A 15,255-nucleotide genomic window follows, 5' to 3' on the forward strand; every position below is an offset into this window, starting at 1 on the left:
GTGGCGGCGCGCCGCGTGGGATACTGGAAGATTCCCTGGGGCGAGGCCTGGAGGATGGCGCCCGTGTGCAGCCGGCGGTGGCCGACTGAACCGGGGCCGCCGCCATGGCTCTAAGATGTTCCGCGCTTGTGACGCGGAGCCGCTATCAGTAGCTCGCATCTCATTGCCGGGAACTATGAAGGGGTGCAGGACTCCAATTAGCACTCATCCGGCGGGAGTGCTAATATGAGCGGCATCAGTGTCATGGTTGACACAGGGCCGGACACCCCGGATGCGAAAGGAGCTATTAGTGAACGCAGTCCTGTCTGCCGATCCGATTGAAATGAACACCAACCTTCCGATGGTGCCCTCGCGCGCCGGCGGCATGGCGTTGACGCTGCCGACCGGACTGGGCAACCTCGACGCCTATATCCAGGCGGTGCATCGCATTCCGATGCTGACCGCGGACGAAGAGCAACGGCTGGCGCGCGAGCTGCGCGACCACGACTCGGTCGATGCCGCCCGTCGTCTGGTGATGTCGCATCTGCGTCTGGTGGTCTCGATCGCCCGTCAGTACCTGGGATATGGACTGCCGCATGCCGACCTGATCCAGGAAGGCAATATCGGCCTGATGAAGGCCGTGCGGCGCTTCGACCCGGACCAGGGCGTTCGCCTCGTCTCGTACGCGATGCACTGGATCAAGGCAGAGATCCACGAATATGTGCTGCGCAACTGGCGGATGGTCAAGGTGGCGACCACCAAGGCCCAGCGCAAGCTGTTCTTCAATCTGCGCTCGCACAAGCAGGGGAACCATACGTTCTCCCCGGGCGAGGTCGATGCGGTCGCGCGCGAGCTCAACGTGAAGCCCGAGGAAGTGATGGAGATGGAAACCCGGCTGTCGGGTGGCGATCTCGCGCTCGAAGGGCAAGTGGACGACGGTGAAGAGGAATTCGCACCGATCGCCTACCTCGCGGACAACCACAACGAGCCGACCCGCGTGATCGAGTCCAAGCGCCAGGACCGCATGCAGGTCGAGGGCCTGGAGGAAGCGCTGGGCAAGCTGGACCCGCGCAGCCGCCGTATCATCGAGGCCCGCTGGCTGCAGGTCAACGACGACGGCTCGGGCGGCGCCACGCTGCACGAACTGGCTGACGAGTTCGGCGTGTCGGCAGAGCGGATCCGCCAGATCGAGGTCGCGGCAATGAAGAAGATGAAGGGCGCGCTGCAGGCATTTGCCTGAGCCGCGCGATCCTGCAGACAGAAAAGGCCGGTTGCATCAGCAACCGGCCTTTTTCATTGGCGGCGATGGCGGCCGGGGCTGGCCCGCTGCTACGACAGCAGTTGCTTCAGGTCGTGCACGATCGGCTCCGTGCCCTGCCCGTGCCGGATGAAGAGACGCAGCCGCCCCTCCGGATCGAATACATAGCTGCCGGCGGAGTGGTCCATCGTGTAGTTGCCAGGGGCAGTGCCCGGCACCTTCGCGTAGTACACCTTGAAGTCGCGCGCCACCTTCTGCAAGGCCGCCTGGTTCTCGGGCCGCATGCCGAGGAAGCGCGGATCGAAGGCCGGCACGTACTGGGCCAGCAGCGACTGGGTATCCCGCTCCGGGTCCACGGTGACCAACATCACCTGGACGCGGTCGGCATCCTCGCCCAGCTGGTCCATTACCGCCTTCCATTCCAGCATGGTGGTCGGGCAGACGTCCGGGCAGTGGGTATAGCCGAAGAACAGCACCACGGCCTTGCCCTTGAAGTCGGCCAGCGTGCGCACCTTGCCGGTGTGGTCGGTCAGCGCGAAGTCCTTGCCGAAGTCGCCACCACCGGTGATGTCGATATTGCGGAAGGACTGCTGCTGCCCGCAGGCAGCGAGCACGGTCACCAGCAGTGCCGCCAGCATGACCTTGCCGATGCCGCCGGCGGCAAGGCGGGCGAAGTCGCGACGGGACAGAAAACGCATATTCAGGACCAGTTGGAGAAGTGAGTGGGCCGCAGCGCCCGAGCGGCAGTATCGCCCATCGCGGGGGCGAGCGCGCAAGGGGCGACAACGTGTCGCACTGCCGGCGGACGACCGGCAGGACAGCCGGCTCAGACCTGCGGCACGAACTTGAAGTAGTGGTCGATCAGCAGGGCGGCGAACAGCAGCGACAGATACAGGATCGAGAACTTGAAGGTCCGCCTGGCCAGGTCGTCGGAGTACTGCCGGTAGAGCCGCCACGAGTACGCCAGGAACCAGCCGCCCAGCACCAGCGCGGCGACGAGATAGATGTAGCCGCTCATGCCGTAGACGAAGGGCAGCAGCGTGGCGGCGATCATCACCAGCGTGTAGAGCAGGATATGCAGCAGCGTATAGCGCTCGCCATGGGTGATCGGCAGCATCGGCAGCCCGGTCTTCTCGTAATCCGCGCGGCGGTACAGCGCGAGCGCCCAGAAGTGCGGCGGCGTCCAGGTGAAGATGATCAGCACCAGGAACCACGCTTCCGCGGGAACGTCGTTGGCGACCGCGGCCCAGCCCAGCGCCGGCGGCATCGCCCCCGACAGCCCGCCGATGACGATGTTCTGCGGGGTGGCCGGCTTGAGCAGGATGGTGTAGACCACCGCGTAACCGACGAAAGTGGCGAAGGTCAGCCACATGGTCAGGTCATTGGCGAACACATGCAGCAGCCACATGCCGGCACCGCCCAGAATCAGCGAGAACACCAGCGTCTGCCCGGTAGTGATCTCACCGGTGGCCGACGGCCGCCAGGCGGTCCGGCGCATCATCGCGTCGATCTTCTGCTCGACCAGGCAGTTGATGGCGAACGCCGCCCCCGCCAGCAGCCAGATTCCGGCCGCGCCGCCCAGCAGCACATCCCAGGGCACCATGCCGGGAGTGGCGAGGAACATGCCGATGATCGCGCAGAACACGGCAAGCTGCGTCACACGGGGCTTGGTCAGGGCCGCATACTGGCGCGCCGTGTGTCGCAGCCGGCTCAGCGGTTGGGTTTGGGTAGCGGTAGCCACGGAAGGAGGTCTGTCTTTCATTCAGGCGCGCAGCGCGCCGGCGGGCTGCCCGGATTTCCCGGCGACGGTGTCGGGAGCATGGGCGGCAAACCCTATATTGTAGAGGAGCCGGACGATCAGCATCAGAAGCACCGCGGCCCCGCCGTTATGTGCTACAGCCGCCACCAGTGGCCAGTCGAACACGATATTCGACAGGCCGGTAGCCAGCTGCAGGACCAGAAACACCAGCATCAGCCGAGCCGCGCGCTGCAGGCGCTCGAAGCGCCGGGCGCGCAAGGCGAACCAGGCGAGATAGCCGAGCACCACCGCGGCGAAGCAGCGGTGCACCCAATGGATGGCGACCAGCGCGCTATGGGGAATGTAGTCGCCGTCCGCCGTCATGCCCAGGGGGCGCCACAGCGTGAAGCCGTGGCGAAAATCCATCTCGGGCACCAGTTGGCCATTGCAAAGCGGGAAATCGGTACAGGCCAGCACCGCGTAGTTGGTGCTGACCCAGCCGCCCAGGAAAATCTGCACTGTCAGCAGGGCCAGCGCCACCCGCGCGGGCCAAAGCAGGCTGGCGGCGCCACGATCCACCGGCCGCACCGGGTCGTTGCGCGACCCCAGCCAGATCAGCGTGGCCAACAGCAGCATGCCAAGCATCAGGTGTGTGACCACGATGATCGGCTGCAGTTTCAGCGTGACGGTGAAGGCACCGAAGGCGCCCTGCACGCAGACCAGCACCAGCACCCCCGTGGCGAACCAGGGCGATTGTTCCAGCTCGCGGCGGCGTGACCAGGCCAGTGCCGTCAGCGCGATGATCAGCACCCCCACCGCCATGGCGAAGTAGCGGTGGATCATTTCGATCCAGGCCTTGACGACGGTAACCGGCCCTGACGGCATGGCGGTTTCGGCCGCGCGGATATGCTCGTGCGCCGACAGCGGGTTGGAATGGCCGTAGCAGCCTGGCCAGTCCGGGCAGCCCAGCCCGGAATCGGTCAGCCGGGTGAAACTGCCGAACATGATCAGGTCCAGCGTCAGGAAGGCCGTGATCCAGACCAGCTTGCGATATTTGTCCCGGCTGCCGCGCACCAGGACGTAGCCCAACGGCAGCAGCGCGATCAGCAGCCCGATCAGGGCGAGTTGTACCAGCATGCGTTCTCCGTCAACCGATGCGCGAGTACTTCAGCAGACGGTTCAGGTCCGAATGCACCTTCCTTGGGTCGGGATCGGCGGGGAAGCGCATCATCAGGTTCCCCAGCGGATCGACCAGATACAGCCCCGCCTCGATGGGCTGCCCCTCGCCGGCGGGCAGCCAGCCGCGCAGGACGTCGCGATCGGCGCGCAGGAAGCGCACGCCGGCATACGGCTCGTTGTAGGCGGCGGTCAGCCGGGGATCGACCGCGCCGTCGCCGCTGACCAGCCATACCGGCACGATGCGCTCTCGCTCGCGGCCCTGCCCGGCGCGAATCTGGCGCATGGTGAACAGCTTGCGTGCACAGGCTTCGTCGCAACTGGCGCGGTCAGTGGAAATCAGCAGCCACTTGCCACGGAAGTCGGCGAGCGGCACGGTCCGGCCCTGCTCGTCCCGCACCGAGGCGGCGGGAAGCGGGCGCTGCGGCTCGATCAGCGTGCCGTAGTTGGCCGTGCCGCCGGCAGGCCGGAACACGTAGAAGGTCAGGTAGGAAGCAATCACCGGGGAGGCGCAGACCAGCAGCAGCAACAGCATCTGGATGCGGCCGCGCCGGGTGCGGGCGTCGATGCGCCCGTCCTGGGGCGCCTTGCGCTGGGTCGATTGCGCGCCGCTGCCGGTGGGCTCGGGCGTGGGCGGAGTTGCCATGGCGGTGTCGGTGGGCATGGGCATCTGGGATTGGAATTCGTTGACCGGCTGTCGCCTGGCCGTCATTGCCGCACGCTGGCGGGATCGGGGCTTGCTGCGCCCCGCCGGGCACGGCGCCAGGTATGCAGCACCAGCAGGACCAGCGTCAGGCCGGCCAGGCTGAACCACTGGAATGCGTAGCCATAGTGCCGGTCCGCGCCGCTGTCGGCGGCCGGCCAGTCGCGCGCCAGGCCGTCCCCGGTATCGGATGTCTGGCGGATCACGATGGTGTGCAAGGGGCGGCCCAGTTCCGCGGCGAAGGCGGCAAGTTCGATATTCTGCCGGATACGCTGCCCCCTGTCCGCGCCGGCGCTGCCCAGCGCATAGACGCGCGGTACCGTGGCCAGCGCGGTGCCCTCGACGGTTACCGTGCCTGTCGGCGTGGCGAAGGGCGCCACCCGCGTGCGCTCATAGGGGTCGCGCGGCAGCCAGCCCCGTACCACCAGCACCGCCGCGCCCGGCGTGCCGGTATCCTGCAACAGCAGGGGCGTGACCACCAGGAAGCCGGCACGGGTGTCCTCGCCATGGCCATGGGGCCGATTGTCCAGCAGCACCGTCCTGTCCGCATCGAATCGCCCGACGGCCACCACACGGCGCTCGGCGTATCCGATGGCGTCGGCCTGCAGCGGGATCTCCCCCAACGGCACCGCGGGCTGCGCCGCGTGGAGGCGCAAACGGGCCTCGCGCTGCTGCTTCTGCTGGCCCCGGTCGAGTTGCCAGACGCCGAGCGCGCAGGTCAGCACGATGACGGCCAGTGCCGCGATGGCGGGGACGGGCGCCAACGCCCGCCACCACTTCACCGCGCCGACTCCGGTTGGCCGGTGCGATAATGGAAAAACACTTCGGGCCGACCCTTCATGCGCATCGTCATCATCGTCGCCTTCATCCTGATTCTTGCCAGCCTTGCCTCCGCGCTGTTCTTCATGATGCGGGATGGCAGCAAGACACCCAATATGGTGCGCTCCCTGACCGTCCGCGTCGGCCTGTCGATCGCCCTGTTCGTGTTCATCCTGATCGCGTTCCGGATGGGCTGGATCCAGAGCACGGGCATCCCGGCCTCGCCCTGAACCGGCCCCCAACGGGCGGCAATCCGTCTGGGACCGGCAGCAGAAGAAAAACGCCGCAGGACGAGCACGGCTCCTGCGGCGCTTTTCATCGCAGCGCCGCTTCGCGCGGCGCGGCTTTATCGGTCACAGCCAGTACACCACCACGTACAGGAACAGCCAGACCACGTCGACGAAGTGCCAGTACCAGGCGGCGCCTTCGAAGGCGAAATGGTTGTCCGGGGTGAAATGCCCTTTCAGTACGCGGCCCAGCACCACCGCCAGCATGATCGCGCCCATGGTGACGTGGAAGCCGTGGAATCCCGTCAGCATGAAGAAGGTGGAGCCGTAGATGCCCGAGCTGAGTTTCAGGTTCAGGTCCGCGTAGGCGTGGATGTACTCGTATGCCTGGAAGCCCATGAAGACCGCACCCAGCAGGATGGTCAGGACCAGGCCCTGGATGACCTGCGAGCGCTTGTTGGCCAGCAGCGCGTGATGCGCCCAGGTCAGCGTGACGCCGGACATCAGCAGCAGCGCCGTGTTGATGGTCGGGATCGGCCATGGGCCCATCACCTGATAGGGCTCGACAATGCCTGCCGGGCCGGTATTGGGCCAGACGGCGGCAAAATCGGGCCACAGGATGCGGTTGTTCAGGTCGCCCAGCCACGGCATGGTGACCACGCGGGCGTAGAACAATGCGCCGAAGAAGGCGCCGAAGAACATCACCTCGGAGAAGATGAACCAGCCCATCGACCAGCGGTAAGAAATGTCGATGCGGCGGCCGTACAGCCCGCCCTCCGATTCCCCGATGGCATCCGCGAACCAGCTGCGCAGCACGAACAGGAACCACAGGATGCCCGCCAGGCAGACATAGGGACCCCAGGGCTGGCCGTTGACCCAGCCGGCAGCGCCTGCCGCGGTCAGCAGCAGGCCGAAACTTGCAGTGACCGGATGGCGCGACGGGCCCGGTACGAAGTAGTACGGGGCGTTTGCGCGATTCGCACTCATGCTTTATCTCCAGCTCGTTTCTCGAGTTTTCCGTTGTTATTCGCCGGCAGCATCGCCGCCGCCTCAACCGACGACCAGCTGCACGATTCCGATCAGCACCGCGACGAACACCGCCAGCGCCAGCAGCGCGGCGATGATCACATGCACCGGGTTCAGGCTCGCCATGTCGCGCTCATGCTCGGCGCCCTTGCGCAGCCCGATGAACGACCACAGCACCGCCCGTACGGTCTGGCCGAACGACATCTTGCGCCGGCTGGCCTCTTTCAGGTCTTCCATGCCGGCGTCCTTCAGCTGCCGCCCGCCGGCGCCGCGGCCCCGGCACCCGGATTCTGCGCAACCGGCGCGGCGATCTCGAAGAACGTGTAGGACAAGGTGATGGCCTTCACGTCCCTGGGCAGATCCGGGTCGATCATGAACACCACCGGCATCTCCCGCGCTTCCTTCGCCTTCAGGGTCTGCTGCTGAAAACAGAAGCACTCGACCTTCTTGAAGTACTGCGTCGCCTGCTTGGGCGCGTAGCTCGGGATCGCCTGCGCGGCGATATCGCGCGCCTGGCCGTTGGCCACCTCGTAGACGATGGTCGCCATTTCGCCGGGATGCACCTGCATGCTGCTCTTGACCGGGCGGAACGCGAACGGCCCGCGCGCGTTGGAATCGAACTCGACCGTGATGGTGCGGCTCTTGTCCACCTGGGTATTGCGCAGATCCCTGGCGCCGTACAGCTCGCGCGTCGTCACGACGTTGATGCCGGTGACCTCGCAGATCTTCTTGTACAGCGGCACCAGCGCGTAGCCGAAAGCGAACATCACGCCGACGATCACCAGCAGCCGCAGCATCATGCCGCGGTTGTAGCGCTTGTCGGTCGCCGCATCGTCGTGCGGCGGCTGGTGCGGGTTCATCTCACTCCCCTTGCGCGGATCGGCCAGGCCGTCAGCCGAACCACGTCATCTTGGCAAAGAATCCCAGAAAGAAGACCAGGACGATCGACAACAGGATCCAGCCGAGCCGCTGGTTGGCGGCCCGTTGCGCATCGCCGCCGCGCGCCGAACCCTTATCCGGATGTTGCATGCGCCAACCTGTGTTGAGCCGGTCCGGCGGGAACCCGCGCCGGACCCGGACGATTAACGGACCTCGGGCGGCACCTCGAAGGTATGGAAGGGCGCCGGCGAGGGCACGGTCCACTCCAGCCCTTCCGCGCCGTCCCACGGCTTGTCCGCCGCCTTCTCTCCTCCACGATAGGCCGGCAGCACCACGAAGAAGAAGAAATACACCTGCATCAGCCCGAAGCCGAGCGCGCCGAGCGAGGCGATCGCGTTGAAGTCCGCGAACTGCACCGCATAGTCGGCGTAGCGGCGGGGCATGCCGGCCAGGCCGAGGAAGTGCATCGGGAAGAAGGTGATGTTGAAGAAGATCAGCGAGCCCCAGAAGTGGATCTGCCCGCGCGTCTCGTTGTACATGAAGCCGCTCCACTTGGGGCCCCAGTAATAGAAGCCCGCAAACAGCGCGAACAGCGAGCCCGCCACCAGCACATAGTGGAAGTGCGCGACGATGAAGTACGTGTCCTGGATCTGGATGTCGATCGGCGCAACCGCGGGAATCAGGCCGGTAAAGCCGCCGATGGTGAACACGAAGATGAAGCCGATCGCGAACAGCATCGGCGTCTCGAAGGTCATCGAGCCGCGCCACATCGTGGCGATCCAGTTGAAGATCTTCACGGCCGTGGGCACCGCGATCAGCATCGTCGCGTACATGAAGAACAGCTGGCCGGTCACCGGCATGCCCGTGGTGAACATGTGGTGCGCCCAGACGATGAACGACAGGATGGCGATCGACGCGGTCGCATACACCATCGAGCTGTAGCCGAACAGGCGCTTGCGCGAGAACGCCGGCACCACGTGCGAGATGATCCCGAACGCGGGCAGGATCATGATGTAGACCTCGGGGTGGCCGAAGAACCAGAAGATGTGCTGGTACATCACCGGGTCGCCGCCGCCGGCCGCGGAGAAGAAGCTGGTGCCGAAGTGGCGGTCGGTCAGCACCATGGTGATGGCGCCGGCCAGCACCGGCATCACGGCGATCAGCAGGTAGGCGGTGATCAGCCAGGTCCAGCAGAACATCGGCATGCGCATCAGCGTCATGCCGGGCGCCCGCATGTTCAGGATGGTGACGATGATGTTGATCGCGCCCATGATCGACGAGGCGCCCATGATGTGCATGGCGAAGATCGCCATGTCCATGCCCGGACCCATCTGCACCGACAGCGGCGCATACAGCGTCCAGCCGGCGGCGGTGGCACCGCCGGGCGCAAGGAACGACAGCGCCAGCAGCAGCGCCGCCGGCGGCAGCAGCCAGAAGCTGAAGTTGTTCATCCGTGCGAACGCCATGTCGGAGGCGCCGATCTGCAGCGGGATCATCCAGTTCGCGAAGCCGACGAAGGCCGGCATGATCGCGCCGAACACCATCACCAGGCCGTGCATGGTGGTGAACTGGTTGAACAGCTCCGGGCGGAAGAACTGCAGGCCCGGCTCGAACAGTTCGAGGCGGATCAGCAGCGCCAGCACGCCGCCGGAGAGCAGCATGATGAAGGAGAACAGCAGGTACAGCGTGCCGATGTCCTTGTGGTTGGTCGCGAACAGCCAGCGGCGCCAGCCGTGCGGGTGATCGTGCGCATGGTCATGGTCGTGACCATGGGCCGGATCGTGCGGCTGGGCGATTGCGTCCGGGTGGGCAGTACTCATCGCGATGGCTCCTCAAATCCTGTTCTTTGGTCCGCCGTTCAGCTCGCGGCGCGTTCGCCGCTGGCCCCGGTCTGCGCGGCCTGCGCCGCCTCGCCCTTGCCGTCTTCCGGCTTGCCGGCATCCGCCGACGGCTTGCCGCCGCCTTCCGGAAACTTGCCGGCGCGGGCATTGACGAACTCGGCCGGCTGGATCACCTCGCCGGTCTTGTTGCCCCAGGCATTGCGGGTATAGGTCATCACCGCCGCCAGTTCGGTATCGGACAGCTGCTTCCACGACGGCATGGCGTTCTTGCCCTCGAGCAGGATGTGCATCTGGTCCGCCTTGGCGCCCAGCACCACCTTGGAGCCGTCCAGTGCCGGGAAAGCACCGGCGCCCTTGCCGTTGGCCTGGTGGCAGACCGCGCAGTTGGAGGCGTAGACCTTCTCGCCGCGCGTGCGCAGCTCGTCCATGGTCCAGGTCTTGTTGGGGTCATCGGCCGCGGCCGCCATGGCCTTCTTCTTCTCGTTGACCCACTGCGTATATTCGGTATCGGTGACGACGCGCACCACGATCGGCATGAACGCGTGTTCCTTGCCGCAGAGCTCGGCGCACTGGCCGCGGTACACCCCGGTACGCTCGGCGCGGAACCAGGTATCGCGCACGAAGCCGGGAATCGCGTCCTGCTTGACGCCGAAGGCCGGGATCATCCACGCATGGATCACGTCGTTGGCGGTGGTGACGATGCGGATCTTCTTGTTGACCGGCACCACCATCTCGTTGTCCACCTCCATCAGGTAGGTGTCCGACTTGGGCGCCTGGTTGTTGATCTGCTCGCGCGGCGTGGTCAGGTTGGAGACGAAGGAGATGCCCTCGCCCTCCCCCTTCAGGTAGTCATAGCCCCATTTCCACTGGTAGCCGGTGGCCTTGATGGTGATATCGGAGTTGGTGGTGTCCTTCATCGCCACCACGGTCTTGGTGGCGGGCAGCGCCATGCCGATGACGATCAGGAAGGGAATCACCGTCCAGACCACTTCGACGGTAATGCTCTCGTGGAAGGCGGCGGGCTTGGCGCCCTTCGATTTGCGGTGCTTGAACACCGAGTAGAACATCACGCCGAACACGGCGACGAAGATCACCGTGCAGATGATCAGCATCATCCAGTTCAGCCAGTGGATCTGTTCGGCGATCTTGGTGACCGGTTCGGTCAGGTTCAGCTGCCGTACCGCCGGGCCACCGGGCATGTCGCCGACAGCCAGGGCGGCCTGGCTGGCGAGCAGGGACGTGCCTGCCAGACACGCTGCGGATGCCTTCTTCCACATTTTCATTTGTTATCTACCCAGTTTTACAGATGCAAATCTGCCCGCGGCTGCCGCGGCCCTGCGGGCCGCGCAATGCCTGCGCGAGTTCCTGTGCGAACCGGCGCCGCGCGCACAGGTCCAGATGAGACCCCACCTGTACCGCGCGACCGCCCGAGCGCACCGTCACCAGGGCATGGGGCGACTGGCTAAGCCCCACGCTGGCCCAGTACGGATTGAATTGCTGCCGTGTTACCTGGCCTGCACTGCATGTCTCCACCACCAGCATGCCGTCGCAGAGCGTGACCCGCTCGTAGTCCGCGGCATGCCTGGCATACACCAGCAGCGCCGCACCCAGCCCGAGACCCTCCAGACCTGCGAAGGGAAGCACGAACCAGGCCCCCAGCCAGGCGAAGCCTGCGCCAATGGCAAGGGAAAGACTGACGATGGAGAGGTAGGACCAGACGGCCTGGCGCGGAGACAGCGAACAGTTTCGCTTCATCAGCCAGTCGTGGCCAGACATGGGAAGGACCCGGTCGCAAGGACTGTCGGACCCGCCATGCGCGGTCTGGAATGCGATACCCAAGTCTTGCATCGCCAACCACTCTGCATCGGATGCACACCCGGGACGTTTGCGTCGACGAAATTGCACCAGGCCGGTGCCATGCGGTGCGATTTCGACCGTCGTATGCGCCTGGGGACCACTGCGACAAACTGGCGCATTATAGGGCGCTTCCCATGGCCGAACAAGGCCGCGCCGGGGCAGGGTAAGCCCCCGTAGACCGCGGGCGGACATGCACGCATGGGATGTCGCCCGACGCACCGGAAGGGGCCCTCCAGGGGCGTCGCGGCGATCCTCAGGAACGCGGCCGGCTGCGCCGCAGGCTGTCCAGCGGGACCATTGCCCGGCCCTGCTCGTCGACCTGCTGGCGGGTCCGCGGCGCCAGCTTCCAGGCGTGGCCGTAGACCACTTCGAAGGTCAACGGGATCACGCCATCGCGGTTACGGCTGCCCTCCAGCGCGGCCAGCACATCCCGATACCAGCGCCGCGCACGCAGGCCGTCGCGCACGCCCGGCGGCCGCCGGAAGCCGCCCATCGCGTGCACCTCGCGCAACAGCCGCTCCGGCGTCTCGTAGGTGACGGTCAGGGTTTCCATGTCCATCACGGGCGTGGACCAGCCGCTGTTGACTAGCATGTCGCCGATGTCGTGCATGTCGACGAAGCGCAGCGTATGCGCGTCCGTGTCGACGCCGGCCAGCGCCTCGCGCAGTTCCCGCAGCGTGTCGGGGCCGAACAGGGTAAAGAGGACGAGGCCCTCGTTGCGCGTCACCCGGTGCCACTCGGGGAACACCCGGTGGGGCTGCGGATGCCAGTGCAGCGCAAGATTGGACCAGAGCAGGTCGAAGCTGTCCGGGGCAAAAGGCAGTGTGGCAAGATCGCCCTGGACGAGGTCGAAGGTCGGCCGCTTGCCCAGCATGCGCCCTAGCCAGCCCGGCTGGCGCTGCGGATCGCGGCGCGCCGCCTCGGTGAGCATCGCGCCGGAGATGTCCAGGCCGGCGATCTGCGCATCCGGATACTGCGCGCGCAGCGCCGCCAGTCCGTGCCCATGGCCGCAGCCGATATCGAGCGCGCGCGCCGGCTGGATGCGGATCAGCGGCATCCGCTCCTGCATGCGCCGGCCGATCTCGCCAAGCAGGAAGTCCAGCTGCGGAAATCCCGCGCTGCGGCGGTCGAAGGCCAGCCGAGTCAGGCGCACCGGCGGCACGTAGGCGTCAGCGGCAGCGCCCGCCTGGGCCGGCGCACCGGCGGGAAACTCTTCGGAGGAATCGGCGTGGAACTGGGACACGGGACGAGCGGAGAACGGAGTGGTGCCGGCATTGCGCGCCCCGAAGGGCGAGCCGAGGCAAACGGCGTCAATGACGCGGTGCCCGGCCACGCCGGGGCCGGCGACAAGGACGGCCCGCCAGTATACGCAAGGCCGATCGATCCCGCTGGCAAGGACGGCTGGCGCCGCCACGCTCCAATGCTGCTGCGCGCCCGGCCATTGCTGGCGCGCGCGGTCGAAGCGCTTCTGCCCTGCGCCTGCGAACTGTGCGGCGCGGTCCAGGGTCGGCCGGTATGCGCCGGCTGCGAACGGGACCTGCTGCCCGACCTGCCCCGCTGCCGTGGCTGCGCGCTGCGCCTGCCGCGGCATGGCCCGGAGCAGGACCCCGGCCGGCATCGATGCGCCGGCTGCCGGGCCGCTCCCGCCGATTTCGATGCGGCCGTGGCGCTGGGCGACTACGTGGCCCCGGCCGACACCCTGGTGCTCGGACTCAAGTATGGCGGCCGGCTGGCACTGGCCGACTGGATGGCATCGCGGCTGGCGGCGTCGCTACGGCAGCGGCCGGAACACCGGGTCCCCGGTGCCCCGCAACTGGTGGCGGCGGTGCCGCTGGGCAGCGCGCGGCTTGCCGAGCGCGGCTTCAACCAATCGTGGGAGATCGCCCGCCGGCTGGCGCGGCGGCTGCGCCTGCCCGCCCATGCCACCGTGCTGACGCGAGCGCGCGAAACCCGCAGCCAGACGGCGCTGGCCCCCGCCGGGCGCGAGCGCAATGTCGCCGGGGCCTTCGCCGTTGCGCCCTGGGCGAACCTGGACGGCGCGCACGTGCTGCTGGTCGACGACGTGATGACGACCGGTGCAACCCTGTCGGCCGCCGCTCTTGCGCTCAAGCGCGCAGGCGCGGCGCGGGTGACGGCGCTGGTGGCGCTGCGTACCCCGGCGCCATGGCAACGGCCAGGGCCGTGACAGCGGTGGCCGCGACGCGCTAAGCTGCGGGCCGCTCGCACTTCCGCGCCCATCATGTTCCACGTCGTCCTGGTCGAACCCGAAATCCCGCCCAATACGGGCAACGTCATCCGCCTGTGCGCCAATACCGGCGCGCAGCTGCATCTGGTCAAGCCGCTGGGCTTTCCGCTGGATGATGCGCGCATGCGCCGCGCCGGCCTGGACTACCACGAGTACGCCAATATGCGGGTGCACGAGAGCTGGGACGCGTTCCTGGCGCAGGAGCAGCCGGACCGAGGCCGCATGTTCGCGCTGACCACGCATGGCTCGACGCCCTTCGGCCAGGTCGCCTTCCAGCCCGGGGACTGGTTCGTGTTCGGCTCGGAAACGCGGGGCCTGGCGCCGCAGCGGCGCGAGTCGTTCCCGCCCGCGCAACGCATCCGCCTGCCCATGCGCCCCGGCAACCGCAGCCTGAACCTGTCCAATACCGTGGCGGTGGTGGTGTTCGAGGCCTGGCGGCAACACGGCTTCGCCGGCGGGGCCTGAGCGTCCGCGGCGGAAAGCCGGCGCGCTCCCCTACTCGGGCTGCACGCCGGCGTCGCGGATGACCTTGTCCCAGCGCGCCTTCTCGGCCACCATGGTGCGCCGCAGGGAATCGGGCGCGGTCCCTGCCGGGATGAAGTACTGGCTGCGCATGGCCTCGCGCACCGCCGGGCTGCCGATGATCGACACCAGCTCCCGGTACAGGCGCTCGACGATGGGCGCCGGTGTGCCGGCCGGCACCAGCACCGCCTGCCACGAGATCGCTTCGAAGCCGGGGTAGCCCGCTTCCGCGACCGTCGGCACATCGGGCAGCAGTGCGGTGCGGCCCGGCGTGGTGGTCGCCAGCACGCGCAGCCGTCCCGCCTGCACCTGCGGCATGGCGATGGCCGGCACCATGAAGGCGGCCTGCACCTGGCCGCCAATCATCGCCGTGGTGATCTGCGGGAAACCGCTGTAGGGGATATGCGCGAGCTCGATGCCGGCGCGCGCCTTCAGCAGTTCCATCGCCAGGTGCGCGGCGCTGCCGTTGCCGACCGAGCCGTAGTTCAGCGCGCCCGGCCTCGCACGCGCCAGTGCCACGAATTCCGCCACGGTGCGCACGTTCAGCCGCGGATCGACCACCAGCACGTTGGGCGACGTGGCCACCAGCGTGACGGGCGCCAGCTGCCGCATCGGGTCGTAGTTCAGGCTGCGCCAGAGCGTGGGAGCGGTCACCAGCGGCCCATTGATGGTGAACAGCAGCGTGTAGCCATCGGGCGCCGCCCGCGCCACCATGCCGGTGCCGATATTGCCGCCGGCGCCCGGCCGGTTCTCGATCACCACCGGTTGCGCGAGCGCCTGGCCCAGCCGCTCGGTCAGCATCCGGGCGATCAGGTCGGGCGACGAGCCAGCGGGAAACGGCACCACCATCTTCAGCGGACGCACCGGCCAGCCGCTGGCGCCAGGTGTGGCGGCCAGCGCCGTCGCGGGCGCGGCGGCGCCGACCGCCAGCGCCGCGCAGATCCGGCGCCGTTGCAGGCTGACTTCGTCCTGATTCACCGGCAAA

Annotated in this window: 18 protein-coding genes; 4 read left to right on the top strand and 14 right to left on the bottom strand. The window is 67.3% G+C overall.

Annotated features, from left to right (window positions below):
• The first annotated feature begins 322 nt into the window (after positions 1-322).
• Positions 323-1,219: an RNA polymerase sigma factor RpoH gene (rpoH, locus tag K6V06_RS06025; protein WP_370637397.1), complete on the top strand. Its 897-nt coding sequence runs from the start codon at positions 323-325 to the stop codon at positions 1,217-1,219.
• Between the two features lie 89 nt (positions 1,220-1,308).
• On the opposite strand, the gene K6V06_RS06030 is transcribed toward rpoH, so the two are convergent.
• From K6V06_RS06030 to K6V06_RS06050, 5 genes are all read right to left on the bottom strand, one after another.
• Complete coding sequence (locus K6V06_RS06030; protein ID WP_222241503.1) at positions 1,309-1,875, bottom strand: SCO family protein; 567 nt, start codon at positions 1,873-1,875, stop codon at positions 1,309-1,311.
• A 188-nt stretch (positions 1,876-2,063) separates the two neighbouring features.
• Entirely contained in the window at positions 2,064-2,999 is a 936-nt protein-coding gene (cyoE, locus tag K6V06_RS06035; RefSeq protein WP_222241000.1) for a heme o synthase, read from the bottom strand.
• Positions 3,000-4,112: a heme A synthase gene (locus tag K6V06_RS06040; protein WP_222241002.1), complete on the bottom strand. Its 1,113-nt coding sequence runs from the start codon at positions 4,110-4,112 to the stop codon at positions 3,000-3,002.
• 10 nt (positions 4,113-4,122) lie between these two features.
• Positions 4,123-4,797, bottom strand: coding sequence for a cytochrome C oxidase subunit I (locus tag K6V06_RS06045; protein WP_255581633.1), 675 nt, complete (start codon positions 4,795-4,797; stop codon positions 4,123-4,125).
• Between the two features lie 62 nt (positions 4,798-4,859).
• Positions 4,860-5,636, bottom strand: coding sequence for an SURF1 family protein (locus tag K6V06_RS06050; RefSeq protein ID WP_222241006.1), 777 nt, complete (start codon positions 5,634-5,636; stop codon positions 4,860-4,862).
• A 57-nt stretch (positions 5,637-5,693) separates the two neighbouring features.
• Here K6V06_RS06050 and K6V06_RS06055 point away from each other — a divergent pair, with 57 nt between their 5' ends.
• Positions 5,694-5,903: a twin transmembrane helix small protein gene (locus K6V06_RS06055; RefSeq protein WP_222241008.1), complete on the top strand. Its 210-nt coding sequence runs from the start codon at positions 5,694-5,696 to the stop codon at positions 5,901-5,903.
• Between the two features lie 123 nt (positions 5,904-6,026).
• Here K6V06_RS06055 and K6V06_RS06060 read toward each other — a convergent pair whose 3' ends face one another.
• From K6V06_RS06060 to K6V06_RS06095, 8 genes are all read right to left on the bottom strand, one after another.
• Positions 6,027-6,887, bottom strand: a complete 861-nt coding sequence (locus K6V06_RS06060) for a cytochrome c oxidase subunit 3 (RefSeq protein WP_222241010.1) — start codon at positions 6,885-6,887, stop codon at positions 6,027-6,029.
• 63 nt (positions 6,888-6,950) lie between these two features.
• A complete protein-coding gene (locus K6V06_RS06065) occupies positions 6,951-7,163 on the bottom strand; it encodes a DUF2970 domain-containing protein (RefSeq protein ID WP_222241012.1) in 213 nt (70 codons plus the stop codon).
• A gap of 11 nt (positions 7,164-7,174) precedes the next feature.
• Positions 7,175-7,786: a cytochrome c oxidase assembly protein gene (locus tag K6V06_RS06070; RefSeq protein WP_222241015.1), complete on the bottom strand. Its 612-nt coding sequence runs from the start codon at positions 7,784-7,786 to the stop codon at positions 7,175-7,177.
• A 31-nt stretch (positions 7,787-7,817) separates the two neighbouring features.
• A complete protein-coding gene (locus K6V06_RS06075) occupies positions 7,818-7,955 on the bottom strand; it encodes a cytochrome oxidase small assembly protein (protein WP_222241017.1) in 138 nt (45 codons plus the stop codon).
• A 53-nt stretch (positions 7,956-8,008) separates the two neighbouring features.
• Positions 8,009-9,625 carry a cytochrome c oxidase subunit I gene (gene ctaD / locus K6V06_RS06080; protein ID WP_222241019.1) on the bottom strand — a complete coding sequence of 539 codons (1,617 nt, stop codon included), beginning with the start codon at positions 9,623-9,625 and terminating at the stop codon, positions 8,009-8,011.
• 38 nt (positions 9,626-9,663) lie between these two features.
• Positions 9,664-10,929 (bottom strand): cytochrome c oxidase subunit II, encoded by a 1,266-nt coding sequence (gene coxB, locus K6V06_RS06085; protein ID WP_222241021.1) that lies wholly within the window; start codon positions 10,927-10,929, stop codon positions 9,664-9,666.
• A gap of 7 nt (positions 10,930-10,936) precedes the next feature.
• Positions 10,937-11,494: a DUF2244 domain-containing protein gene (locus tag K6V06_RS06090; RefSeq protein WP_222241505.1), complete on the bottom strand. Its 558-nt coding sequence runs from the start codon at positions 11,492-11,494 to the stop codon at positions 10,937-10,939.
• Between the two features lie 262 nt (positions 11,495-11,756).
• Positions 11,757-12,665, bottom strand: coding sequence for a methyltransferase domain-containing protein (locus tag K6V06_RS06095; RefSeq protein WP_370637409.1), 909 nt, complete (start codon positions 12,663-12,665; stop codon positions 11,757-11,759).
• A gap of 258 nt (positions 12,666-12,923) precedes the next feature.
• On the opposite strand from K6V06_RS06095, the gene K6V06_RS06100 reads away from it, so the two are divergent.
• Together K6V06_RS06100 and trmL are read left to right on the top strand one after the other, a co-directional pair.
• Positions 12,924-13,688 (top strand): ComF family protein, encoded by a 765-nt coding sequence (locus K6V06_RS06100; protein ID WP_222241507.1) that lies wholly within the window; start codon positions 12,924-12,926, stop codon positions 13,686-13,688.
• Positions 13,689-13,742: 54 nt separating this feature from the next.
• A complete protein-coding gene (trmL, locus tag K6V06_RS06105) occupies positions 13,743-14,213 on the top strand; it encodes a tRNA (uridine(34)/cytosine(34)/5-carboxymethylaminomethyluridine(34)-2'-O)-methyltransferase TrmL (protein ID WP_222241025.1) in 471 nt (156 codons plus the stop codon).
• 30 nt (positions 14,214-14,243) lie between these two features.
• Here the strand turns inward: trmL and K6V06_RS06110 are convergent, their stop codons facing one another.
• Positions 14,244-15,248 (bottom strand): Bug family tripartite tricarboxylate transporter substrate binding protein, encoded by a 1,005-nt coding sequence (locus K6V06_RS06110; RefSeq protein WP_370637398.1) that lies wholly within the window; start codon positions 15,246-15,248, stop codon positions 14,244-14,246.
• Positions 15,249-15,255 lie beyond the last annotated feature (7 nt).

The sequence above is a fragment of the Cupriavidus sp. AU9028 genome (assembly GCF_019795295.1).
GTDB lineage: Bacteria > Pseudomonadota > Gammaproteobacteria > Burkholderiales > Burkholderiaceae > Cupriavidus.

Bases quoted from the DNA above. Each gene is read 5' to 3' on its own strand.
- K6V06_RS06060 (WP_222241010.1), bottom strand. From the start codon at position 6,887: ATGAGTGCGAATCGCGCAAACGCCCCGTACTACTTCGTACCGGGCCCG.
- K6V06_RS06030 (WP_222241503.1), bottom strand. From the start codon at position 1,875: ATGCTGGCGGCACTGCTGGTGACCGTGCTCGCTGCCTGCGGGCAGCAG.
- ctaD (WP_222241019.1), bottom strand. From the start codon at position 9,625: ATGAGTACTGCCCACCCGGACGCAATCGCCCAGCCGCACGATCCGGCC.
- cyoE (WP_222241000.1), bottom strand. From the start codon at position 2,999: ATGAAAGACAGACCTCCTTCCGTGGCTACCGCTACCCAAACCCAACCG.
- K6V06_RS06065 (WP_222241012.1), bottom strand. From the start codon at position 7,163: ATGGAAGACCTGAAAGAGGCCAGCCGGCGCAAGATGTCGTTCGGCCAG.
- trmL (WP_222241025.1), top strand. From the start codon at position 13,743: ATGTTCCACGTCGTCCTGGTCGAACCCGAAATCCCGCCCAATACGGGC.
- coxB (WP_222241021.1), bottom strand. From the start codon at position 10,929: ATGAAAATGTGGAAGAAGGCATCCGCAGCGTGTCTGGCAGGCACGTCC.
- K6V06_RS06090 (WP_222241505.1), bottom strand. From the start codon at position 11,494: ATGCAAGACTTGGGTATCGCATTCCAGACCGCGCATGGCGGGTCCGAC.
- K6V06_RS06055 (WP_222241008.1), top strand. From the start codon at position 5,694: ATGCGCATCGTCATCATCGTCGCCTTCATCCTGATTCTTGCCAGCCTT.
- K6V06_RS06045 (WP_255581633.1), bottom strand. From the start codon at position 4,797: ATGGCAACTCCGCCCACGCCCGAGCCCACCGGCAGCGGCGCGCAATCG.
- K6V06_RS06040 (WP_222241002.1), bottom strand. From the start codon at position 4,112: ATGCTGGTACAACTCGCCCTGATCGGGCTGCTGATCGCGCTGCTGCCG.
- K6V06_RS06075 (WP_222241017.1), bottom strand. From the start codon at position 7,955: ATGCAACATCCGGATAAGGGTTCGGCGCGCGGCGGCGATGCGCAACGG.
- K6V06_RS06070 (WP_222241015.1), bottom strand. From the start codon at position 7,786: ATGAACCCGCACCAGCCGCCGCACGACGATGCGGCGACCGACAAGCGC.
- K6V06_RS06100 (WP_222241507.1), top strand. From the start codon at position 12,924: ATGCTGCTGCGCGCCCGGCCATTGCTGGCGCGCGCGGTCGAAGCGCTT.
- rpoH (WP_370637397.1), top strand. From the start codon at position 323: ATGAACACCAACCTTCCGATGGTGCCCTCGCGCGCCGGCGGCATGGCG.